Below are 22,640 nucleotides of genomic sequence, written 5' to 3' on the forward strand. Positions count from 1 at the left end.
CATCCGCCACTATCCAGTGATGGCCTTCATTATCATCGCAACCGCTACTCGCTATAACGTTCGAACGGCAGTTATCTGTATGCCATTAAACCATACGGCCCTCTCGGCATTGGAGAGCTAGCTATTAATGCATCTAATGCATCTGGTTGCGCTTGGGACGGCTTTCACGCGCTAAAATCCCCTCAGCATCCAGGGTTGCGATAGGCACCCCATGCTGAGTGGGGATATCTCCCGTCAGTTGGAGCGCTTGATAACGTAGCGCGCAGACGCGTAAAAACGAGGTGAAGTTACCCAAGTCATGCCCAGCGTCGATAGATTCATGGTACAAGCGGGTAATCAACTGAGCAGTATTCATACCATCTCGCCTAGCGATTTCTTCCAGAATGTGCCAGAAGTAGTGTTCCATTCGCACGCTAGTCACCATGCCATCGATGCGCAATGAATGCGTAGCGCTGGACCACAGCTCAGGATTGGCGTGAATAAAGAGTTTACACATGGGCGTGATCTCTTAACGTTCAGATAAGCCGTTAGCATAGCGGGAAAATACGCTACGCGCCCAATGCCTGTTAGGCGCGTATGCTTCGCTTGATATGATTACGTTCCAGTGCTCACTTGTTTAGCAGCGCCATAAACTGAGCAAGCCAAGCCGGGTGCGCTGGCCAAGCGGGAGCCGTTACCAAGTTGCCATCCGTTACTGCCTCACTTACCTCTATATGGACGAAATGGCCTCCCCCCAGTTCGACTTCCGGTTGGCAGGCAGGGTATGCAGAACACTGCCTTCCTTCGAGCACTTTTGCGGCCGCTAATAATTGTGCGCCATGACAGATTGCAGCAACTGGCTTATTGGTCACAAAAAAGTGCCGCACCATTGTTAACACCTCTTTGTTTAAACGCAGGTATTCCGGGGCACGCCCACCGGGTACCACCAAGGCGTCATAATCGGCGGGATTGATACGCTCAAAATCGGCATTGAGTGCAAAACGATGGCCAGGCTTTTCAGAATAGGTTTGATCGCCTTCGAAATCGTGAATCGCCGTGGCCACGGTTTCACCCGACGCTTTTCCAGGACAAACGGCATCGACCTCGTGGCCGACCGCCATCAATGCCTGAAAGGGAACCATAGTTTCGTAATCTTCAGTAAAGTCGCCGGTAATCATCAAGATACGCTTGCTGCTCATCTCCGTACTCCTTATTGTTTTATCATCAAGTACACGCTGAGCGTGTAACACAAGCCTAACAAGCGCTTTTTCTTCAAGGGTAGTACGTCATTACTACAATGCTTACTATGGCCAAAAACGCGCCATCAAAGCGGCAAGTGCACAATGGCGCGCTTTATCTGATGCTCTTCAAGCCATAATTTGCCGAGCGTAATGGGTAGCTTGAAGCGACGCTTACCCGCCGCCCCTGGATTGAACAACAACTGATCGCCCTGCCACTCATTACGCGGTTTATGGGAGTGGCCGTGTAACACCACATCACAAGGCGTGGCGTCATTAAAGTCAACCAGGCGATGCACCATATGTAGCCGCCATCCATTGACGGTAAAGTTTTGTACCTCAGGCAGCTGTTTGGCCCAAGGGGCGGTATCGATATTACCTTTAATGGCATACAAGGGCGCTATCGATGCCAGACGGGTAAGTATTCTCTCATCGCCAGGTGCTTGCCCCACATCGCCCAGATGCAGAATCAGCCCACATTCCTCTAGACAGATAAGGGCATCATCTCGCAGCAGGCCGTGCGTGTCGGCGATAATACCTATCGGCAAGACGATATCTATCGCGTCATTTATCGTCATTAGGCATCATCACTAGCTAATGACATCGCTGATAGGACGCTCGCCGTCCAGCAGCAAATATTCTTGATTAACGATGTTGGGCATTTGCACCACATGAAGCAGTGCGCAAGCTACATTCGCCCGAGAGATTTGGTTATCCCCGGCCTCTTCAAAGGAACTTGCAAACCGCTGGCTGGCCGCTTCATCGCTAAGTCGCCCCGGTTTAAGAATTACATGGGGCACACCGCTTTGACGCAGGTGGGCGTCAGCTGCGAATTTTGCCGCCATATAGGGGCGCATGTTTTCCGGCGCATCTAACGGTTGCTCGGCACGCATAGCGCTCACCATGATGTACCGGGAAAGCCCGCGCCGGCTGGCAATGTCTGCTGCGCGAATCGCCCCGAAGAGATCAATCATCAAGGTTTTATCAGGGCCAGTATGCGGGCCTGAACCGGCGGTAAACACTACGTTATCGCAGCCGTCAAAGGCATGCTCCAATTCGCCTTCCAGATCGGCCACTACGGTGGAAATATGACGCTTATTAAACCATTCGGCCTGATGCTCATCGCGAATCATTGCCTTGATAGGTGCACCCGCCTGCTGGGCAAGCTCGCAAAACTGCTTGCCAATCTGGCCGTTGGCACCAATCACCAATGTCGTCATTTTGCCCCCTTGTAAGTGCTTGGCTTGAGCTATGACTTATTGATGTGTGCAGGCACCGTCTCTATAAATCAACCCCTGAAACGCAAAACAGCGAACGTGCCATGGGCACGTTCGCTGAGCAAGGATCAAACGATAGTGTTAAGTTAGCTGGGCAGGTGCCTCTTTCTGTGGCAAGGAAAGCGCTTGGTGGCCCGCGTTATCACTTACCCGAAAACGGCTGACCAGCGTATGCATGTCGCCGGCCCGCTCATCCAGCTCCTGGCTTGCGCTTGAAGCATCCTGAACCAGTCGTGCGTTCTGATGAGTTACCTGGTCTAACTGGGAGATCGCCTGATTGATCTGCTCTATGCCCGTGGACTGCTCTTGCGTTGCATCGGCAATTTCCGTTACGTAGCGGGTTACTTCTGAAAGGCTGTTGATGATCTCTTGTAGGTGCGCACTGGACGCATTAACCAGATGCTCGCCCTCGCTGACCTTGGCAACACTATCGTCCACCAGATGGCGAATCTGAGCCGCTTCGTCGGCGCTGCGCCCGGCCAGCTTACGTACTTCTTGGGCCACAACGGCAAAGCCACGCCCCTGTTCCCCTGCCCGAGCTGCCTCGACAGAAGCGTTAAGTGCCAGCAGGTTGGTTTGAAAGGCAATATCATCAATCGCTTTGATGATTGAAGTAATTTTCTGGCTCGCTTCGCGAATATCGCTCATGGCCGTCGTGGTGCGTTTAACCACATCACCCGCTGAACGGGCTCGCTGATCCACGCTTCCGCTGGCACCTTTTGCCTGATCCGCGTAGTCGGCCGTTTGTTTCACGGTGGAGGTGATCTGTTCAAGGCTTGAAGCCGTTTCCGCCAAAGATGCTGACTGCTGATCAGTACGCTGGGATAGATTTTCGTTACCCGCAGCAATTTGTCGGCTGCTGGCGGCAATGGCTTCCGCGCTTTCGCGGATTTGGGCTACCATGCTCTCAAACGTATCCATCATGCGGTTAAAAGCTTGAGCCGTCTGACCCACTTCATCATTACGTTGTAGCGCAAGGCGCATGGAAAGATCTGCATTTTGTCCAGCCGCGCCGCTAATGCTTTCCATTTGTTGGCGCATGGCCACCAGCGGTCCCAAAACACGTACTAGCGTACGCCAACCAAAGATAGCCAGTAGAGCGACAACCCCAAGCGTTACGCCAATCAATAGCGTTAATCCGGTAGCGGCCAAGGCTTCCGCCCGATTAACGGCGCTATCCGCCTGAGCAACGGTATAGCTTTCTACCTCGCCTAGCGCTAACTGCATTTGCTCCATGGCACTTGCGACATTGGCAAGCGCGGTCTGAACCTGCTCACTAAGTTCCAACTGCTGTTCACGCAGCATGGACACCGACATGGGCCCGGTTAGCATAATGCCTTCAAGCTCGTCGACCACCTCGGCCAGCGCATTAACCATACGCGCCTGATTTACATCAGAATTAGGAGCGTCAAGAATAGCCGATAAAGAACTCCGTACCTGGCTAAACTGGCCTTGAATAAATTGCTGGCGCAACATGGAAAGAGCACCGCTATTGGGTGCCTGCACCATTTGATGACCATACCCTGCCAACAGTGCCAAGGCGGTACGCACATCCGCACTGTAACGGCCAATATTTGAGCCCTGAACAAACAAGCCATCCAATATCGTGGTAGGGAGCGTGGTCATTTCATCTTCACGCCACGCTTCCATAAGGTCTCTTTGCTCGCGCTGATAGCGCTGCTGATTGAGCACAGAGACATTGGCGATCTCTTCAGCGCTACTCATCGCACTACTGATAAACATTTCCATGTTACTCAACTGAGTCGCCATTTCGGCCTTCAAACCAAGCTCCACCTGGCGTAACATTTCAAGTTCGGCATCACCGTCGAGTAGCGAGCTATAGTAATTATCAAGTGTTGCCAGCTGCGTCTCAGCGCCCTCTCTTTCAAGCGCTTCACGGGCATTAATAAAGCGTTGATTAAGAGTCTCTTCAGAGACTATGTTTTCCAAAGCCGACTCGTTTTCTGCTGCGAGGAGTTCGTTATGGCGTTGGCCATAGGCGGCCATGGTGAGCACCAAGCGGCGGCTGGCATCCTGTAGGGGGAGTACGTCACCGGTAATATAGTGCTGAGAGTTGATCAGCCGCTGGTTGGTGAACCAGCCGGTCGCGGCAAGGGCAACCGCACCCAGCATGGCCATAATAAAAAGGCTAATTAGCATGGCGCGGATACTTAAAGTCTTTTTCATTATACGTGTTCGCTTGTGTCTGAAGGCATGCAGGTAACGTCTGATTTTTTTGAGAAAAAGCACATTTTCAAGCAGCTGAGGATAACCTTGAAGCGCTTAAAACAGGCACTATTCCCCAATAAAATTTCAGAAATTAACAACTTGGGCGTATGAAACGCTACTTCTATAAAGAATGCGCAACAGTAGTATCGGCAGAAATTGCCGATACTAAAGCTTATTTATACTTAGACTAATTTAGTAACTTCTTGTATTGGTCAAATAATCCTCAATAACAAAAGCTTACAAATTCCCTGTTAGTAATACATTAATCGCTAAGCTGGCCGCTCGATAGTAAAACGATCCGTCGCGCGTACGTAGTCATTACCTGCCAAGCGCCCAATAGGTTTTAAAAGGTCAATATCCACATGCCGACCATCCCATATGTTCTCATCAATATGAATGGAAACTACCTGCGCTAGAACCAGCGTACCCGCCAGCGGTTGATCGCCAAACCGAATCAGCTCATAAAGCTTGCAGCCAAAGGCAACCGGGGAAGCCGCAACTCGTGGCACCGCGATGCCCGCCATGGGGGCTTTTTCCAAGCCTGCCAATGTAAACTCATCCTCCTCTCTGGGCAGGCTGGCACTGGTAGTATTCAGGGCTTCGATAAGCGCTTCACTGCCAATATGCACCACGCATTCAGGTAACTCCTCAAGATTGCGCACAGTATCTTTGGGCTGCGCATTGCCATCCAGCAATGGTGCAAAGGCTAAAACGGGCGGGTTAACGCTTGCCACATTGAAAAACGAAAACGGCGCGAGATTGGCATGCCCGTTTAGATCTTGAGTAGCCACCCAGGCAATCGGCCGGGGGCAGATACTTCCCGAGAGCAGCCGATAGATAATTCCGGCACTTAACGGTGATTCGTCCAATAGATAGTCGCTCATGCGTTGCTCCTTGATTGCCGGGCTAGAGAGTAGTATCACTTTATAACAGCACTTTCTCGATGCTGCTTTTTTGGTTATTTCATACCTACCAAGGACCTGCCAATGAAGATCGTGATTTCCGATGATTATCAGAATTGTGTGCGCCAACTGGATGCCTTTGAAGCGCTCAAAGGTCATGAGGTAACGGTTTATCACGATACGCTTACCGACCTGGACGCGCTGGTTGAACGTTTCCACCCAGCCGATGCGATAGTATTAATTCGCGAGCGCACGCCTATTACCGCAGACCTGCTTGATCGCTTACCCAATTTAAAGGTGATTAGCCAAACCGGCGGCGGAGCAGCCCATGTAGACTTGGACGCCTGTCGTCGCCATGGAATAACCGTCATGACTGGCAGAGGATCACCCTACGCAGCGGCAGAGTTAACCTGGGGGCTGATACTATCCGCCATGCGCCACCTTCCTGAGGAGGTGGAAAACCTCAAGGCCGGCCGCTGGCAGCGCACCCTTGGCACCGGCCTTAAAGGCCGCACGCTAGGCATTTTTGGCTACGGGAAAATTGGTAGCCTGGTAGCCCGTTACGGTAGAGCCTTTGAAATGGACGTTCTAGTGTGGGGTCGTGAAGGCACAAGAGCACGAGCACTTGATGCTGGCCTAACGATGGCCGAAAGCCAGCATGATCTTTTTCAGCGTGCCGACGTGCTCAGCCTTCACCTGCGCTTGAACGCGGACACCAAAGGAATCGTCACGTCAGAACATCTTGCGTGCATGAAGCCCAGCGCCCTTCTGGTCAATACCAGCCGTGCACCACTCATCGAATCCGGCGCGCTGGTTGGCGCCCTTAAGGCGGGCAGGCCAGGGCGTGCAGCGGTCGATGTCTTCGAAAGCGAACCGGTCTGTGACGACCCGCTGCTTAAACTGCCCAACTGCGTGGCGACCCCCCACCTAGGCTACGTTGAAAAAGATAGTTATGAGCTCTACTTTGGCGATGCCTTTAGAAATCTCGTCGCGTTTACTAATGGTGAACCGGTCGATAACCTCGCTGCGTAGTCTGATTCTCGCGTCGCCCTCCGGGCCAGTTGTGCTAGCCTTATTACTCACCCGTAACACAGAGGATTGGATGCTTACTATCTCCACGCATGTAACTTTGGCCGACTGGGAAATTGATATTAGCCAGATCCGCGCTCAAGGAGCGGGCGGTCAGAACGTCAATAAAGTGGCCTCAGCGGTTCATTTGCGCTTTGATATCCAGCGCTCCACCCTGCCGGCGTTTTATAAAGAACGTTTGATGCTGTTGAACGACCAGCGCATCAGCAAGGAGGGCGTGGTAATTATCAAGGCCCAGAGCTACCGCACGCTGGAGCTTAATAAAGAGGACGCCCTCGCCCGCCTTAAATCACTTATAGTAAGCGCGACCAAACAGCAAAAGGCGCGCCGCCCAACAAAGCCGACCAAAGGTTCTCAGCGCCGTCGGGTGGATCATAAAACCCGTAAAGGCAAGACCAAGTCACTACGAGGCAAGGTCTCCGCTTCAAGCACCACGGATTAAACCCTTCTTAACTCGCCTTGGCGGGATGGCGATCGCTCAGGATATGATGCAGCTCGCCACAGGCCACCAGCGGATCATCGCAGTTAATCACGATATCGGAATGGGCCAGTACATAGCTGCGCCCGGTAATCGTGTTTTCAACCACCTGATAAGCGCCTTCCTGGTGGGTTCCGGTAAAGGTGCCGATAAACCCAGTTTCTCGCAGCGATATCGTTTCGAGCTTATCGCCTACGTTAAGGCGGCCTTCGTAGTTCATCAGTGCCAGCCGGGCGGAGGTGCCCGTACCGGTAGTGCTTCGGCAGATTACACCGGGATGCACATAGGTGGTCGAGCGTGATCGTACATAGCCTTCCCCCACCTGCTCTTCCGGCCCCATAAAGTGAAGAAACGGTAAAGGTCCCACATCACCCAGCGTATAATGAGAAAAGCCGCGCTTGGCCTGAATGGCCTCCACAATTTTATGAGCGCACATTGAAAGCGCCTGCTCTTCCTCACGAATCAGCTTGAAGCCAAGCTCGGTGGCATCCACCAATGCATAAAAGCCGCCACTGTAGGCAACCGAGTAGGTTACCTCTCCAATCCCCGGCACCTGAATAGTATCGCGGTAGGTATCAATGTAGCTTGGCAGCCCTTCACAGGTCACCGATTCCACCACCCCGTTATGCACACGCGCTTCAATCTGAACCAGACCTGCCGGGGCCTCCAGAGCAAACCGCTGAATGCCCTCCTGCTTGGGCACTATGCCGCACTCCAGCACGGCGGTCGCGGTGCATAACGTATTGGAGCCTGAGTAGATCGGATACCCCATTACCTCCATGATGATATAACCTGCCACTGCCTCAGGGCGGGTAGCAGGTACCAGCAGGTCGACCGACATTTCAGGAATGCCGTAGGGCTCTTCAAGCAGCAGCCGACGCAGGCCATCGGCATCGTCGCGCAGATACTCCATCTGTTCACGCACCGTAGCGCCTGGCAGCGTATCAATACCGCCGGTCACGATACGGCTTACGTCGCCGCCTGCATGGGTATCCATCAGTTGCAGGGTATGGATATTCTTCACGCGTCAGGCTCCTGAGTAGAGGTGAGAGCAAAAGGGGCACCGTGAGCTTCCCACTGGGCATCCGGAACGATTACGATCTTACCCAGGTAATTACTGTCCCGATTCACAAAGTAGCGTTCGGCGGTATGCAGCTCGGAAAGTTTGAAGGTGGCGTGAAGGACAGGCTTGAGCTCGCCGCGACAAATCCAGTCAATGAGCTGCTCGGCTTCTTCTCGGGTACCGTGGGAAACGCCAAAAATCTGCACCTGATAGAGGTAGATACGCGTCCACATGATCTCACTGAGATTACCGCCGCTAGCACCTGCAATGGAAAGGCGCGGATAGGTGTGACGGCTCTGCATATCCACAATCATGGTATCGATAAACAGATCGGTCATTTCACCGCCAACCAGATCCATGACCGCATCAATCGGCTGGCCGTTAGTGGCTTCGAGTACGCGATCAACAAAGGTCGACAGGTTGCCTCGATCAATCACCGCCTCGGCGCCTAGCGCGATCAGGGCTTCTGTTTTATCTGGCTGGCTGACCGCGTAAGGAATAGCACCCACAATCCGGCAGAGCTGGATCAATGCCGTGCCCACACCGCCGCTCGCGCCGCTTACCAGCACACGCTCCCCCGCACTTACCCGTGCCGAGGTCATCATATGGTAGGCCGTCTGGTACGAGCACATGCCCATGGAAGCCAGTTCGGCATCACGCAGCTCTGGGTTGGGCACATGGTGAAATTGATCAGCCGGTACGGCAATATATTCGGCATACCCCCCGTCAGCGCCGTGCCCATAATAGTCGGGCGTCAGGTTGATATCCCGGCGCTCATCGGCGTAGATATTGAAATCGAGCAGGCCACGCTGACCAATACGCTCGGCATCCACGCCCTCACCGACCGCTACAACCCGGCCAGCCACATCGGCTCCCTGAATACGCGGGAACGTCAGCGTTGGCGTTTTCCCCATGGCAAAGGAGGTGACATCGCCCTTCTCCTTTGTGGGATAAAGTCCTTCACGGGCTTTACGGTCCGTGTTGTTTTTTGCCGTTGCGGTTACCTGAACAAGCACCTCGCCCGCACCCGGCGTGGGCGTCTTGGCATCTTCGCGGTAATGCAGTTTTTCGACATCACCATGTCCAGTCAGCAGCATGGCAGCCATCGTAGTGGGAATGGCAGTAGCAGATTCGGCCATTGGCAGGCTCCTTGATAAAGGAATAAAACCACTGGCCGACCATAACAAACTCTTGGAGTGACTCAAATGCCAATTAATTTAGAACTATTTCTACCTACAACTATTTTTATCTATAACTATCTCTACCTACCGCTATCCTCTACCTGCAGCCCTCTCTACCCGTTAGCTTAGAACCATCCCCTGCGCTTAAACAGCCAGATCAGTACACCAGCAACTCCCACCATGGCCCCCCATACAAAAAAGTAGCCGTAGCGATAGCCAAGTTCTGGCATATACTCAAAGTTCATGCCGTAGATACCGGCAATAAACGTCAAGGGAACGAAGATGGCGGTAATCACCGTCAGCACCCGCATGGTGATATTCAGCTGGTGCGATGAAATCGAAATATAACCATCGACTAAGTCACCACAGATATCGTAATACATCTGTGTCAGGGTATAGAGCCGTTCAAAACGCTCGGCCACATCGGTAATGGCATGCAGCGTTTCACTGTTTTCACGGGGCAGATGATTGTAATCGTAAGCTGTCAGCTCTTGGGTAATGCCTTTATGGTAGTTAAACACCCGTCGCATCTTGACCAATCGAGAGCGGTAGGTGGTGATCTTGCGCATCAATACGTCATTGCCGTTATCCAGCAATTCATCTTCAAGATCGCTTAACTCCTGCTCGAATTCGAGCAGGCTATCAATATAGTACCCTGCCGAGGTGTACATGATTTTAAGCGCTACCTGCTCGGGCGAGAGGGCCAGGAGCGTTCTGCCATGTTCGTTAAAAAGCCGCTCAATGCTCATAGCCACACCTGAGTGCAGCGTCACTAAAAAGCGTTCACCAATAAAAAAGCATACTTGCTGAGGGACAAAGTTAAGCTTGGCGTCAAAGGAAGAAATACCGCGATAAATAATCAGCGTATGGTTATCAAACTCTTCAATCTTGGGCGGATGACGCTCTTTTTGGGCATCCTGAATCGCCATCGGATGGCATTCAAAGCGTTCAAGCAGCTGTTGTACGCACTCGTCGGTTTCACCCTGCATATCAACCCAGATATGACTATCCGGAGCTGCAAGCCATTGCTCAAACAGCCGCTCATCGCCCTCCTGGATTCGCCCATCAGGTGTTGTCAAAATACTGCGAATCATAGTCGTCCCTGTTTAATTAACGTAATGTATGACTCAGGCGATGCGCACTTGGGCCTTGCCCGCCCGTTTCGCCTCGTACATGGCAACATCGGCTCGCTTGATCAGCTCTTGCGCCGTCTCAGGCGCACCCGGCATATACATCGCGACCCCAACGCTAGTACTGACTTCAAGCGTGATTTCACCCATCACCAATGGCGTGGCCGTGGCTGTCGTTAACTTTTTTGAAGCCATCCAGGCCCATAAACAGTACTGCCAATGACTTTTGCAAGCGACGGGCACGCGCCATAGCATCTGGCAGTCGCTCATCCAATGCGCGGCGGTTGGCAAGCTTGGTGAGCACATTTTCACGGGCCTGCTGGTCTCTTAACCGCTCAAGCTGATGGCGCTCACTAATATCGTGCACAAATAGGCTGCGCCATTGGCGGCCATGGAAAGTAAGTGTTTTAAAGCGGATTTCAACAGGCAAGAGATGACCGTCGAGGCGGCGCGCATGGTAGGTAACCGGCACGGTTTCAGCCTCACTGGGCACCCCATCAGGTAACATAAGCTGATTAACCGGCTTCCCCAGCGCCTGCTGGCGCGACCAGCCGAACATGGTGGTCGCTGCCAGGTTCCAATCCAGTACGCGGTTATCGGCATCAATGCTGATATAGGCATCATACGCCGTTTCGATCACCAGCTTTAGCTCGTGGGTGCGCTGTTCAATTTGCTGCTCAAGGCTACGATGAAGCTTGGCAAGGGCTTTCTCGGATGCCTCTTTCTTTTTCTGCTCGCGAATCAGGCGTTCGCGAAGCTGAATTTCATCGGTCACGATATCGGCTAGATCCTGGAGCGTAGCGAAATCCTCGTCGCTGAGCTTTCTCGTTTAACGGTATGGGATAACTCATTTAACTCTTCACGCAAGTTGTCAGATAATTTCACTTCTCATAGCGCTAACTATTTTTATTACTGTGCAACACGTTGATGCTTTCCTAAGTACGCCAGCATAACGCTGATACTCGTCGATGCCACCAGCGCCCCTAAAAATGGCGCGAGCGTAGGCACACCGCCAGGAAAGGTCGCCGCTATAACCCCTGCCTGCAGTTCACCGTGACTTGTCCAACCGGGCAAAATGGCGCCCAGCAATCCCGCAAGGCCGCCTCCAATTGCCGCCAGGGGAGTCATGCGTTGCCACAGGCCTAACAGCACGGGCATGACAGTAGCCGCGCAAAGCAGGTCCGCAATCAGAAAAAGCCGCAGCACCGATAATCCCTGTAAAGCGATAATAATCACCGGCACCATCAGGACCACGGTTGTCCAACGTGCGCCGGTTAGAGAAACGCTAGGCTGCTCGCTGCGTGACGCCAATAGTGATGCAATACCACTTTGTAAGGTGTCAACGCTTGAGGCAACCAGCGTTACCGCCAGTACCAGCGCAACCACGCCCACCCAGGCAGGTGCATTTTCCAACAGAGCAAAAAAGGGCATCGGCGGTTCACCCAACGGCACGCCGCTGGCGGCTGCGACCATGCCCAAGCCACCAATCAGCATGATCACGCCCACCGTCATGGCGCCGCCAAGCCACGCTCCCCGTCCCAGGCTTTGATCATCCCGGGCAGCCCATACCCTCTGCCAATACCCTTGGTGAAATATATTCGCAGCGGTTACGGCAATCACCAAGGTTAACGCAACACTCAGTGCACTGGAGGCAGGTATTGCCGGTAGCGCGGCTTGTTCGGGCATTGCAGGCAGACGCCAGAGTGTTACCCCGGCAACGGTAAGTAATAGGGCAAACAATAACCATGCCTGCCAACGGTCGGTAGCAAGGCTTGCCCTAAGGCCGCCTTTTACAGTGTAAAGCAGCGTGGTGAGCGTTACACCAATAATGACCCAGCTGGGTGGCACCTTGGAAAGTAGCGACGTAATGGCGCCAATAGCGGTCAATTCAGCTGCCAGAAAACATGCCATGTAGCCAATTGATACCAGGCTTACCCAATATCGCACCCCACGCCCGTAGCACGCCTCGGCAAACTCAGCGATGCTGCGCCCTTCCGGCAGTGCTCGACGAATCATCGGCCCGTAAAGGCCTAATACCACTAGCGGTAGAGCAGAACCCAGCGCATAACCGGCAAGTGCGACAGGCCCTACAAACGCGCCAATTTCCGGCGGTGCGAACAGAATCCATGCCCCCATTCCAGATGCCACTAAGGAGAGGCCAATATTGGTGCTCGTTTGCGAATTACGCGCGGTGACATAATCATCCAGTGACCCTTTTCGACCTTGGGCCTTGAGACCTAAAAATGCAAAACAGCAAAGCGCTGCGCCAAGCACAGCTAACGTCAGGTATAGCATGTCGCGCTTCCTCCGCCGGTATGAACCGGATCAGGTTCCAGGGTCTGCAAACTGCATTCTCAGCCACACTGGGTAGCTCCCCTGGCGACAGTTGATTGGGCGTGCATCCTGAGTGAAAAACAGCCAGTCGTCAAAACCTGTCGCTGTGCCCGTATGACCGTTTTCCCATGCGTTAGATAACTGGGCGGAAACAGGCCTACTTCTGCTATGCATTAACCATAACCTTGCTTAGACTAATAAATGTTCGAAGATAAACAATAGGGGTATGGGGTAACGCCGACGCCGATTAACGCTCGCGTGATAATAAGCACCTATGCCAAAGGAGCCGTACTGCATACTTGGCTCACTTACAGGAAACCACCATGTCATACACCGAAGCCAAGGAGCATACTCAAGGTCGGCTTAACGCACTTTTTGCTGACCCCTACCGCGCCTTTGAAAATCAGACGGATGAGCGCCTGCTTCATGTTCATGTGATGTTATATATGCTATTGGCCCGCCCCATGTCACGCGGCAACATGACACTTCGCGTTATTCATGGCTGGGAAAACGGCGGCTTTGAGCCAGATGACCTGCAGCATCTTGATTATCCTTTGCACACGCTGGAGGATTTCAAACGCGCCGCCAGAGATTTTGAGCAGGCGGCGAAGCAAAACGCTCCGTTGCCCACCGAAAACTTATCTATTCTAGCCACGCCATTGGCTAATGCGATTGCCGAAGCTCAGGCTGAAGGCCAAGTAGTGATGGATGATATTAAAACGACCCCGGCGCGCTGGCCAGCCTTTGAAGGTGGGCTCGCTCTTTATACGCTGTTTAAGATGTACCATCGCCTGGTATATGGGGAAGACGACGTTTATCGCTGCTCACAGTGCCAAACACCCCATGGCCCACGTGAAATCCATGAATTTCATCTAGAAGAGGGAGAGTTCGCGCTTCTGGTTCCTTTAAGTAATGATGCCAATGCCAAAGAGGCGCCGGGACTACTGGTTTTGCATGAAAGTCAGCTTCAGCCGATTGAAAAGCTACTTGAGGAAAGCGTCAGCCTGCTACACGATTTTTAAGCGGTAGGCCCAGGCTGCGAACAACGTCTGGATTGCTAGCAACGCCCAAGCTTCGGCAAACGGAGCCTGAGCGTTGTCGAGTTTAACTTAACGAAATAGTGCTGTTGATACCGCTTGAGACATTTTCCGGCTCAAACCAGCGTGCGGTCACCGTTTTGGTTTGTGTCCAGAAGGCGATGGCCTGCTTGCCGTTAGGTCCTAGATCGCCGAGCTTGGAGCCTCTTGACCCGGTAAAGCTGAAATAAGCCACCGGCACGGGAATCGGTACGTTAATACCCACCTGCCCTACATCAATATCGGTTTCAAAACGGCGCGCCACCCAGCCAGAGTTGGTAAAGATAGACGTGCCATTACCGTTGGGGTTTTCATTGATAAAGGCAATCGCCTCATCCAGGGTTTCCACGTTAACCACGCACAGTACCGGGCCAAATATCTCTTCGCGGTAAATGGCCATATTGGCCGTTACGTCGGTGAACAGTGTAGGGCCGACGAAGTTGCCTTTCGGGTAGTCGGTTACCTGGCAGTTGCGTCCATCGACCAGCAGTGTGGCGCCCTCTTTCTCACCGGCCTCAATCAGGCGCACCACACGATCCCGAGCGGCGGGCGATACCAGCGGGCCTAAATCGGCATCCTGTTGCGTGCCGGGCCCCACTTTCATATTGCGCGTGCCCTCCACAATATCGTCAATCCACTGGCGCGCCTCACCCACCAGCACCACCACTGAGTTAGCCATACAGCGCTGCCCGGCTGCACCAAATGCCGAGCCCAGCAGATTATTGATCGCCTGGCTGCGGTTGGCATCAGGCATAACCACACAGTGATTCTTTGCCCCCATCATCGCCTGCATACGTTTGCCCGCCGCGGCTGCACGGTTATAGAGCAGCGCACCAACGTGGCTGGAGCCAATAAACGACAGCGCCTTGATAACTGGATGATCGGCAATCTGGTTGGCGACATCTGGGCCGCCGTGCACGACATTCAACACCCCGGCAGGTACGCCGGCCTCAAGGGCAAGTTCTACCAGACGCATGGTAGAACTGGGGTCCTGTTCGGAAGGCTTCAAGACGAACGTGTTGCCCGTGGCAATCGCCAGCGGAAACATGAAGCATGGCAGCATGATGGGGAAATTGAACGCGGTTATCCCCGCCCCCACGCCGAGCGGCTGGTGTAGGGTATAAACATCCACGTCGCTTGCCGCGTTTTCAGCCACTTCACCCAATTGAAGCGAGGTAATCGAGCAGGCATGCTCAACCACTTCCAAGCCTCGGCCAACTTCACCCTTGGCATCTGGCAACGTCTTGCCGTGCTCTTCAGTAATCAAGGCAGCCAGCTCATCGGTATTATCGCGAATCAGCGCCTGCAGTGTGAGCATGATGCGCATGCGCTTACCAAGCGGCACCTTACGCCACTCTTTAAAGGCTTTCTGAGCACTCGCAATCGCACGCTCAACCTCTTCCGGAGTACAAAAAGGAACTCGGGCGACGACTTCCTGGGTCGCCGGGTTAACCACGTCACGCCATTCCTGACTCTCGGACATGACGGCCTGACCATCAATGATCATGGGGATTTCGCGAACGGACATTACGCTACTCCTGCTAAAGATTGTGTTTATTATTGAGCCATTATCGATGTCTTTTTAAGGCATGAAGAGGGTATATCAGCTAGTTGACGTAAACGTCAATTAGCGATTGAGAGAAACTAGTGTCTCCAACAGATGCGCTAATAAAAATAACACCACGCTGCCTCAACCACTTGACCTGCCTTACCAATAAAGGATGATAAATCGTACGACTACGGAGATGGCGCTTTGCCTTATCAGAAACAAGCATTCACTGCGGTGATTTATCCAAAGCTGAGCCATGCCGGTCTATGCATTCTGACCCTGCTGCTCTGGTGTGCCACTCCGCCTTCGTCTTTTCCATTCGCAGCCGGCGCCAACAACTCATCTAACTATGCCGATCAACGCGAATCGCTGCTGCCGGTTGCAATGCAGGATCATTCACTACGGGTTCGCAGTAGCAAGGCGCTACCCGTTGACACCAGCGACCAAGGAGCGGGCGAGGCTGCTTTGCCTGCGCATGTGGCACCGGTTGATATAGCCCGCACAGGCGGTTGTGCCCTACCGCTTACGATCACGCCATGGGCAAATAACCCGTCCGGCTGCCTTCCCCCTATTCGCGCACCACCTGCTACCTAACGTGTTAATCGTACTGTCAGAATTTTATTACTACATGGCGCCACGTTTGATCGGGGCGCCCGTTTACATCGTTTGCTAGGAAGCGCTTATGTTTCAGGTGGATCAACTTATTTTAATGGCAGCTATCCTGCTGCTGATCGGAATTATTTCCAGCAAGCTATCAGCACGTTTGGGCATGCCGGTACTGGTTCTGTTTTTGGGAACAGGCATGCTCGCAGGAGAAGCCGGAATTGGTGGCATCAATTTTGACAACCCCGTTCTGGCTCATGCCCTGGGTACTATGGCGCTGGCCATGATCCTGTTTGACGGCGGCTTGCAAACACCAATGTCCTCTATTCGCATGGTCTGGAAGCCTGCTTCGTTACTGGCAACCCTGGGAGTACTGATTACGTCATTAATTACCGGCGTAGCGGCGGCCCACATTCTCGAACTACCGCTACTGGATGGTTTATTACTGGGGGCTATCGTCGGCTCTACCGATGCAGCCGCGGTTTTTTCCCTGTTGCGCAATGCAGGCATTTATATCAACAGGCGGCTTAAATCGACGCTTGAGATCGAGAGCGCCTCAAACGACCCCATGGCCATATTTCTAACCATTGGCCTGCTCGAAGTGCTGGTCAATGATATGCCGTTGGGGGTGGGCCTGTTAAAGCTCTTTATCATGCAGATTGGCGTGGGCGGTGCGGTGGGCTTACTGGTTGGCTGGGCATCTGTTCAACTGATTAACCGTATCCAGCTGGTCACCTCGGGGCTTTATCCGGTGCTGGTGGCGGCCTGCGGCCTTTTCGCTTTCGGTGTTGCTGCGAATCTTGGCGGCAGTGGTTTCCTAGCCATCTTTGTGGCCGGTGTGATGATTGGCAACCGCCCGATCGCCTTTCAACGCAGCACATTTCTCTTTCACGATGGCCTAGCGTGGATGAGTCAAATCGTCATGTTCGTGGTGCTGGGGTTGCTGATCAATCCTGTTTCTCTATTGGATGTCTGGCTTGAAGGTCTGCTGATCGCGGCCATCTTAATCTTGGTGGCACGCCCACTCGCGGTAGCCCCCATTCTCAAACTGTTCGGATTTAACAATCGCGAAACGGGGCTGGTGGCATGGGTCGGGCTACGCGGTTCAGTGCCGATCATACTGGCCATATTCCCGCTGATTTTTGGACTGGAAGGCGCAGAACTGATTTTCAACGTGGTCTTCTTTGTAGTGTTGATCTCAGCCACGCTTCAAGGCACCACCCTTCCTTATGTGGCGCGTAAATTAGGCCTGACCGAAGAGCCGCCCGTCGTGCCTGCTGCAAGCCTTGAAATTACCGCTTTGGAAGATGTCGATGCTGATATTGTGGAGTATCGCCTAGGGGATTTTGCCCGCGCTGCCAACCGGCGTTTATCACAGATAGCGCTGCCTGATGGCACTGTGATTGCCATGGTCACGCGGGGCAAGAATGTCATCCCGCCAAGAGGTTCTACCATGCTGCTGCCTGGCGACCACCTGTTTGTCGTATTGCGCCCCGACACACGCCCCTTTGTTGACTGTGTCTTTGCAGAAGGCACCGCTATCGCCAGCCGCGAGCTTCCCGACCAAACCTTGCGCCTGAAAGGCAACACAAGCGTGGGCGAAATACTCCATTCGTACGGTATCGCGCTAGATAACGATATGAGCCGCACGCTGGACGCCCTTTTACACGAGCGCCTGACCGCCAACCCCAGAGAAGGCGATGCCTTGAGGCTGGGTAGCGTGACGCTGTCCGTTGAAGGTGTGCTTGAAGGGCGTATTACCACGGCCGGTTTAACAATAATGCAGCCCGCCTTATCGGTAGAGGGCGCTTTACCTTAAACCACAAGGAAAACGGCCATCCGCCAAGCATGGATGGCCGTTCAACAAAGTGAATCCTCGCACTGTCAGGCGGCTTCGTAAGCGGCCTTCAAGCGATAAAATTCATCCACAATAGCGGCCATCTCAGTGGCGTCATAGTGGCAAAGGCCGCTAACCACCAGTTTCTTGGAGCCAACTCCGACGGTGCTGCCAGCTGATTCTATCGAAAATTCAAGCAGTGCATCCGCCCGTTTACCCTGCACATCCAGCGATGAGCGGGTCAAGTCAAGGTCAGGGGTAAACCCATCCAGACGCTCTAATGAAAAACCCATGCTATCGTATATAACCAATGGGCGCTTAGGGTTGAACATCACCCCGTGCTGCTCCATGAGCGGCTTTAAGTAGTGCGGGAAGTTCTTGCCTGAAAATGCCACATAGCAACGGGCAAATGCTTCAATGGCGGTTTTATCAAAGGTTGTTTCGCCACTACGCACTACCTGCAGATAGCACTTGCCGCTCTCGTCACATACGTGAAGCTCACCATTATCAGCTTCACTAAAGCATAGCGGTGTATCAGCACTTACCATATTGGTAAAGCGAAATTCCATTTGCCGCGACAGCCCAAATTTCACAAGTATCAGAGTAAACAGTAGATCACCAGGCACGCAGAAACGCCGCGCATCCGGATTGTGAATCGGGTTGTAATCGCCGGCCACGCCTTTGGCGAAACGGCTGGCCTGCTCTGCAGAGATAACAACATACTCTCCGCTCTGCGAGTAAAAATCCTTGAACATGGCGTTTGCTGCCTGCCTAGCGTTGAAATCGAAAACCCATAACTGCCCAATGTCGCGCATAATGCCATAAAACAAGCGCTAACAGGAGACTAAGGCAAGGAAGCGAGTATGCCAAACACAAATGTCGCCCAAAAACGCTTATTGCGCTTTGCGTTAGCTACGCTGATCAGTGTGCTGTTTATCATAGCGGTTTGGCTGATGGGCAGCCACTGGCTGCTCAATAGCCAGTGGCTGCCCAACCGGATTTCCCAATTTGAAGGCATTGAAATCCGTTGGAGCCAAGGTTCCAGTCGCCATCCAGGCCGCTGGAAGGTAGAGAATCTGTATCTGACGCGCGAAGATGATGCGCTGCCCATTACCATTGAGGCTGAGCGTGCCACGCTGCACCTCTCGCTGTTGTCACTTCTGCACGGCGAACTGCATATTAACGCCATGGATGCCAAAGGGATTCGCCGCCTGACGGTGGGCGATATTGCCCTTGAGGCCCAAGGCACCTTAGAGGTGGTAGATACAACATTAAGCCGTGAACACTTAACCGTCCCCAAGGTCAATCTGGCAATCACCGAGGGGCGCTTGGTACGGCTAAGTGACCAAACCACGCTGGTTAACGAGATTAATCTTGAAGCAGCGGCGTCACTTGATGAAGTAACGCCCACCGACCCTGCCACAAGTGAGCTTAACTCTGAACTGTTAGCGGCACTTTCAGCAACACTTGAAATTCAGGCCCAGGCAGATGCCTGGGATGTCTTTATGCCTTATTTGGAGGCGCTGCCTTGGCTATTCTTAAATGGCCGAGGCGCATTGAACGGTCATATTGAACTGGCCTTGGGCACCCTTGAGCCCGGCAGTCAGCTTGTTCTGAATGCACCGGAATTACACCTGACGCTGGATGAGCGGAGGCTCAATAAGCCAGAACATCCACCCACATGGATCATTGCTGACACGCCGCCACCGCGCCATACGGCAACCGGTAAAGGCAGCGTAACGCTCGGCGTAAACGAAGATCGACTTGAGTTTGAAACCCAGCTCACGGATGTCACTCTGGCGGACACTCAGCCCTACGCCGTTAATACCGAGCTAAGCCTGACCAGCAGTGTCGCCAATCAGCGCCTGGACCACCTCGCCTCGCCCACAGATACCGAGCTCACGCTTGAAGGCACGATCACCCGGCTGGATATGCTGGACCGCTATTTGGCCGATACGCTGCAAGGTGAAGGGGTACGCCTCTCGGGTAATGGCCGCATAGCGGCCGACGTGAGCGTTCGTGACACTCAGGCCCACAATGGTCACCTATGGATTGAAGCCGAGAATCTTGCAGCCAAAGCGCTGGATTTCACGGTTCAGGGCAACGGTACACTAAACGCTGAGTTGAGAGATGCCGCGACCCTGAATGCCACACTTGATTTCAGCAGCGCGACGCTTTCCCACTTTGAACAAACGCTGCTGGATAGCGCGATATTCAACCTGACCGCTCAAAGCCCTATTGACCCAATAAAGGCCCGCGAGCAAGCCAACGCCACGCTTAGCTGGGATGACGCGCGCCTACCCAATATCAATGCCCTGCAACCCTATATAAACACCTACCTGCCCGACCCGGCACCGCTAAGGCTGATCAGCGGCCAGGCACAAAGCCAGGGGACGCTTAATGTTACCCACGACCAACTGAGCGGCGAGGTTCAGCTGGCGGGAAATGCATTAACCACCCGCTGGCAGCGCAGTGATCAGCACACCACCTTGACCAGCGACATGCAGCTTTCTCTGCTGCTTAATCAGGCTGCCACCGATGGCACCTCTCTTGATATAAGCGGCAGCCGCCTGCACTGGCAGGTAGCCGATAACATGCAACCCGGTGAGCGCCTGGAAAGTATTCTCGTACTCCGCGAAGGCCGCTTTCAACGCCGCGCTGACACCCCTAGCGGGCAGTTTCAACTGGAGGGTAGCGTGCAGCGCCTGGGCTTCTTAAATACCTTTTTACCTGCTGCCCACGGCGTATCACTCTCAGGTAACGGTCAGCTGTTCGCCCAAGGCTCGTTTCGCGATGACCGCCTGCTGGCCCCTACCCGATTGCGCATCAATGCCAACCAGCTTGAGGTGGTCTTTCTGGACTACCTGGTCACCGGACGCGGCGAGCTGACCGCACAAATCGACAGCACCGAGCAGGCCCAGCTTTCGCTGGGCATTCCGCAATTTTCCCTACAGCGTAAAGATGACGAGCGCCCTCATGTGGAAGGGCGGCACTTTGCGCTCACCACCCAGACAGACCAGTTGAGCAAAGTGCTGGCGACGCCTGCGCCGGAGTATTTTGTCACGCGTATCGCCCTACCTATTACCGAAGTGCCGGACTTTACTCGCTACAACCGCTACCTGCCCGAAAGTGCCGGAATTACGTTGTTAGGCGGGCAGGCAAGCCTTGCCAGCGAATGGCTGCTGGATGGCCTGAAGGCCCAGGGCCAGCTTTCACTACGAGCGTTTGGCGCCGATATGGCGCTGCTTGATCAGCGCCTGCGCGGGGACCTGCACCTTTCCTTAATCCTGACAGACGGTGATCTAGAAACGCACCGCTTTACCGCCGACAACTCATTCCTACGCCTAGAAAACATCATTCGCCCCAATGAAGGCATCTCGGCAGATGCCGGCTGGTGGGTACAGTTTTCCATGAACAACGCCCAACTGGATTGGACAGACCCCGTGCATCTGGTCAGCCAGGTGGGCCTTGAAATGCGTGATACTGGGTTGCTCGCCAGGCTTTTTCTAGAACGGGCACGCGCAAAGGAGTGGCTGGGGCGCTTGCTCAGCGTGCGTAATATCAGCGGTTCTGCCGAGCTTGTGATTAACGGCGAACGCGCCAGCTTGAAGGATCTTGTCTTAACCGGCGGGCCACTACTGCTGCTTTCGGATATCAACCTGGCCGAGCGCCGTGCTGATGGTGCGCTTTATGCACGCCTGGGCGCATTGGGCATGGCGGTAGAGCTTGAAGACAGCCAGCCGAACCTGCATCTCTTTCGGCCGCGCCGCTGGTTTGATCATTGGCGCCAGACTCAATCGTCCACCCTTGACGCACCGCCGCCCCGTTAACGCTTTGTCTTGCGCTCGCGCCGAATCATTCTTACCCGCTCTTTGGCTTTGGCAGGCGTCGAGAGCGGGGCGGCCGGATCTGCCTCTTTTGGCGGTAGTGTCACCCAAGCAAAGACTGGCAACGCCAAGTGCCAGTGAATGGCCGCCAGCCGAAGCCCCAAGGTAAGCGCAAGCGCCATACCAATACTCAGGTTCAACGGCGCATTCAGGGCTTGCAGCGTGACATAGACAATCCCGCCTGCCATGGCGGCAGTGGCGTATATCTCTTCACGCAACACCATGGGTACGCGCTGGGCCAGCATGTCGCGGATCATACCCCCTGCCACGCCGGTCATCATGCCCATCAGTACAGCCACCTCGCCAGAGGTTCCCAGCAACAACGCTTTATGGGTGCCGATGACGGTAAACAGGGCGAGCCCAAACGCATCGGCAATGGGCAGAAAGCCCCGCGACAGACGATGAATGTAGTGAAAGCCCACCAGAGAGACACCTACTGTGGCCAGAATGACCCACAAGTAGCTTGGGTCGCTTACCCAGAACACGGGCCGTATCCCTAGTACCAGATCGCGCAACGTGCCACCACCAATGCCAGTGACCGCGGCCAGCACCAGCATGCCGAAGGGGTCCATATTGGAACGGCACGCCAGAATAACCCCCGACAGCGCAAAGACAATCACCCCTGCCATGTCCAGCCAGTAGACCATACCTGTCACGCGATTCCCCTTTGTGAGCTATGGTTCTTAAAACAGGCAGAATAGCACTAAAGCGTTTTACGTTTATCGCTTACTCATGCCCAATTAAGCAGACTTAACACCGTGGCTTAAGGTAGGCTTAAGACAACTTTT

General features: G+C 53.8%; 21 protein-coding genes and 1 riboswitch. Of the genes, 6 read left to right on the plus strand and 15 right to left on the minus strand.

Going from position 1 to position 22,640, the window contains the following annotated elements; translation table 11 throughout:
- Positions 1 to 133 precede the first annotated feature (133 nt).
- From ELY38_RS04045 to ELY38_RS04070, 6 genes are all read right to left on the minus strand, one after another.
- On the minus strand, positions 134 to 496 hold the full coding sequence (locus ELY38_RS04045; RefSeq protein WP_127060221.1) for a ribbon-helix-helix domain-containing protein: 363 nt from the start codon (positions 494 to 496) through the stop codon (positions 134 to 136).
- 112 nt (positions 497 to 608) lie between these two features.
- A complete protein-coding gene (locus tag ELY38_RS04050) occupies positions 609 to 1,178 on the minus strand; it encodes a DJ-1/PfpI family protein (protein ID WP_127060222.1) in 570 nt (189 codons plus the stop codon).
- A 125-nt stretch (positions 1,179 to 1,303) separates the two neighbouring features.
- A complete protein-coding gene (locus ELY38_RS04055; protein WP_127060223.1) occupies positions 1,304 to 1,795 on the minus strand; it encodes a metallophosphoesterase family protein in 492 nt (163 codons plus the stop codon).
- 12 nt (positions 1,796 to 1,807) lie between these two features.
- Positions 1,808 to 2,437: an SDR family oxidoreductase gene (locus ELY38_RS04060; RefSeq protein ID WP_127060224.1), complete on the minus strand. Its 630-nt coding sequence runs from the start codon at positions 2,435 to 2,437 to the stop codon at positions 1,808 to 1,810.
- A 138-nt stretch (positions 2,438 to 2,575) separates the two neighbouring features.
- Positions 2,576 to 4,681 carry a methyl-accepting chemotaxis protein gene (locus tag ELY38_RS04065; protein ID WP_127060225.1) on the minus strand — a complete coding sequence of 702 codons (2,106 nt, stop codon included), beginning with the start codon at positions 4,679 to 4,681 and terminating at the stop codon, positions 2,576 to 2,578.
- Positions 4,682 to 4,992: 311 nt separating this feature from the next.
- Positions 4,993 to 5,607: a flavin reductase family protein gene (locus ELY38_RS04070; RefSeq protein WP_127060226.1), complete on the minus strand. Its 615-nt coding sequence runs from the start codon at positions 5,605 to 5,607 to the stop codon at positions 4,993 to 4,995.
- A gap of 102 nt (positions 5,608 to 5,709) precedes the next feature.
- Between ELY38_RS04070 and ELY38_RS04075 the strand changes: the two genes are divergently transcribed.
- Together ELY38_RS04075 and arfB are read left to right on the plus strand one after the other, a co-directional pair.
- A complete protein-coding gene (locus ELY38_RS04075) occupies positions 5,710 to 6,657 on the plus strand; it encodes a D-2-hydroxyacid dehydrogenase family protein (RefSeq protein WP_127060227.1) in 948 nt (315 codons plus the stop codon).
- 70 nt (positions 6,658 to 6,727) lie between these two features.
- A complete protein-coding gene (gene arfB / locus ELY38_RS04080) occupies positions 6,728 to 7,156 on the plus strand; it encodes an alternative ribosome rescue aminoacyl-tRNA hydrolase ArfB (RefSeq protein ID WP_127060228.1) in 429 nt (142 codons plus the stop codon).
- Positions 7,157 to 7,163: 7 nt separating this feature from the next.
- Here the strand turns inward: arfB and ELY38_RS04085 are convergent, their stop codons facing one another.
- The 6 genes from ELY38_RS04085 to ELY38_RS04105 form a co-directional block, all read right to left on the minus strand.
- Complete coding sequence (locus tag ELY38_RS04085) at positions 7,164 to 8,216, minus strand: proline racemase family protein (protein WP_127060229.1); 1,053 nt, start codon at positions 8,214 to 8,216, stop codon at positions 7,164 to 7,166.
- Positions 8,213 to 9,394, minus strand: a complete 1,182-nt coding sequence (locus tag ELY38_RS04090; protein WP_127060230.1) for an alcohol dehydrogenase catalytic domain-containing protein — start codon at positions 9,392 to 9,394, stop codon at positions 8,213 to 8,215. Before ELY38_RS04090 ends, ELY38_RS04085 begins: the two co-directional genes overlap by 4 nt.
- A gap of 167 nt (positions 9,395 to 9,561) precedes the next feature.
- Positions 9,562 to 10,530 carry a magnesium/cobalt transporter CorA gene (gene corA / locus ELY38_RS04095; protein ID WP_127060231.1) on the minus strand — a complete coding sequence of 323 codons (969 nt, stop codon included), beginning with the start codon at positions 10,528 to 10,530 and terminating at the stop codon, positions 9,562 to 9,564.
- A gap of 33 nt (positions 10,531 to 10,563) precedes the next feature.
- Entirely contained in the window at positions 10,564 to 10,716 is a 153-nt protein-coding gene (locus ELY38_RS19310) for a diguanylate cyclase domain-containing protein (RefSeq protein ID WP_246009064.1), read from the minus strand.
- Complete coding sequence (locus ELY38_RS04100) at positions 10,709 to 11,341, minus strand: GGDEF domain-containing protein (protein ID WP_246009065.1); 633 nt, start codon at positions 11,339 to 11,341, stop codon at positions 10,709 to 10,711. The genes ELY38_RS19310 and ELY38_RS04100 overlap by 8 nt, the downstream gene beginning before the upstream one ends.
- Positions 11,342 to 11,475: 134 nt before the next feature.
- Positions 11,476 to 12,861: an SLC5/6 family protein gene (locus tag ELY38_RS04105; protein WP_127060232.1), complete on the minus strand. Its 1,386-nt coding sequence runs from the start codon at positions 12,859 to 12,861 to the stop codon at positions 11,476 to 11,478.
- Positions 12,851 to 12,954, minus strand: a riboswitch (TPP riboswitch). (Overlaps the previous gene by 11 nt.)
- Positions 12,955 to 13,223: 269 nt before the next feature.
- Between ELY38_RS04105 and ELY38_RS04110 the strand changes: the two genes are divergently transcribed.
- On the plus strand, positions 13,224 to 13,922 hold the full coding sequence (locus tag ELY38_RS04110) for a hypothetical protein (protein ID WP_127060233.1): 699 nt from the start codon (positions 13,224 to 13,226) through the stop codon (positions 13,920 to 13,922).
- An 82-nt stretch (positions 13,923 to 14,004) separates the two neighbouring features.
- On the opposite strand, the gene ELY38_RS04115 is transcribed toward ELY38_RS04110, so the two are convergent.
- The gene (locus tag ELY38_RS04115; RefSeq protein ID WP_127060234.1) at positions 14,005 to 15,504 is read right to left on the minus strand and encodes a CoA-acylating methylmalonate-semialdehyde dehydrogenase; all 1,500 of its coding nucleotides are present in this window, start codon (positions 15,502 to 15,504) and stop codon (positions 14,005 to 14,007) included.
- Between the two features lie 225 nt (positions 15,505 to 15,729).
- Here ELY38_RS04115 and ELY38_RS04120 point away from each other — a divergent pair, with 225 nt between their 5' ends.
- On the plus strand, positions 15,730 to 16,119 hold the full coding sequence (locus ELY38_RS04120; protein WP_127060235.1) for a hypothetical protein: 390 nt from the start codon (positions 15,730 to 15,732) through the stop codon (positions 16,117 to 16,119).
- Positions 16,120 to 16,207: 88 nt separating this feature from the next.
- Positions 16,208 to 17,947, plus strand: a complete 1,740-nt coding sequence (locus ELY38_RS04125; protein WP_127060236.1) for a potassium/proton antiporter — start codon at positions 16,208 to 16,210, stop codon at positions 17,945 to 17,947.
- Positions 17,948 to 18,012: 65 nt separating this feature from the next.
- Here ELY38_RS04125 and ELY38_RS04130 read toward each other — a convergent pair whose 3' ends face one another.
- Positions 18,013 to 18,720: a DUF3581 family protein gene (locus ELY38_RS04130; RefSeq protein ID WP_127060237.1), complete on the minus strand. Its 708-nt coding sequence runs from the start codon at positions 18,718 to 18,720 to the stop codon at positions 18,013 to 18,015.
- Positions 18,721 to 18,828: 108 nt separating this feature from the next.
- On the opposite strand from ELY38_RS04130, the gene ELY38_RS04135 reads away from it, so the two are divergent.
- A complete protein-coding gene (locus ELY38_RS04135) occupies positions 18,829 to 21,795 on the plus strand; it encodes a translocation/assembly module TamB domain-containing protein (RefSeq protein WP_127060238.1) in 2,967 nt (988 codons plus the stop codon).
- Here the strand turns inward: ELY38_RS04135 and ELY38_RS04140 are convergent.
- The gene (locus ELY38_RS04140) at positions 21,792 to 22,508 is read right to left on the minus strand and encodes a trimeric intracellular cation channel family protein (protein ID WP_127060239.1); all 717 of its coding nucleotides are present in this window, start codon (positions 22,506 to 22,508) and stop codon (positions 21,792 to 21,794) included. The two genes, ELY38_RS04135 and ELY38_RS04140, sit on opposite strands and share 4 nt — an antisense overlap.
- Positions 22,509 to 22,640: the final 132 nt, after the last annotated feature.

The organism is Vreelandella nanhaiensis, assembly GCF_003990185.1.
Classification (GTDB): Bacteria; Pseudomonadota; Gammaproteobacteria; order Pseudomonadales; family Halomonadaceae; genus Vreelandella; species Vreelandella nanhaiensis.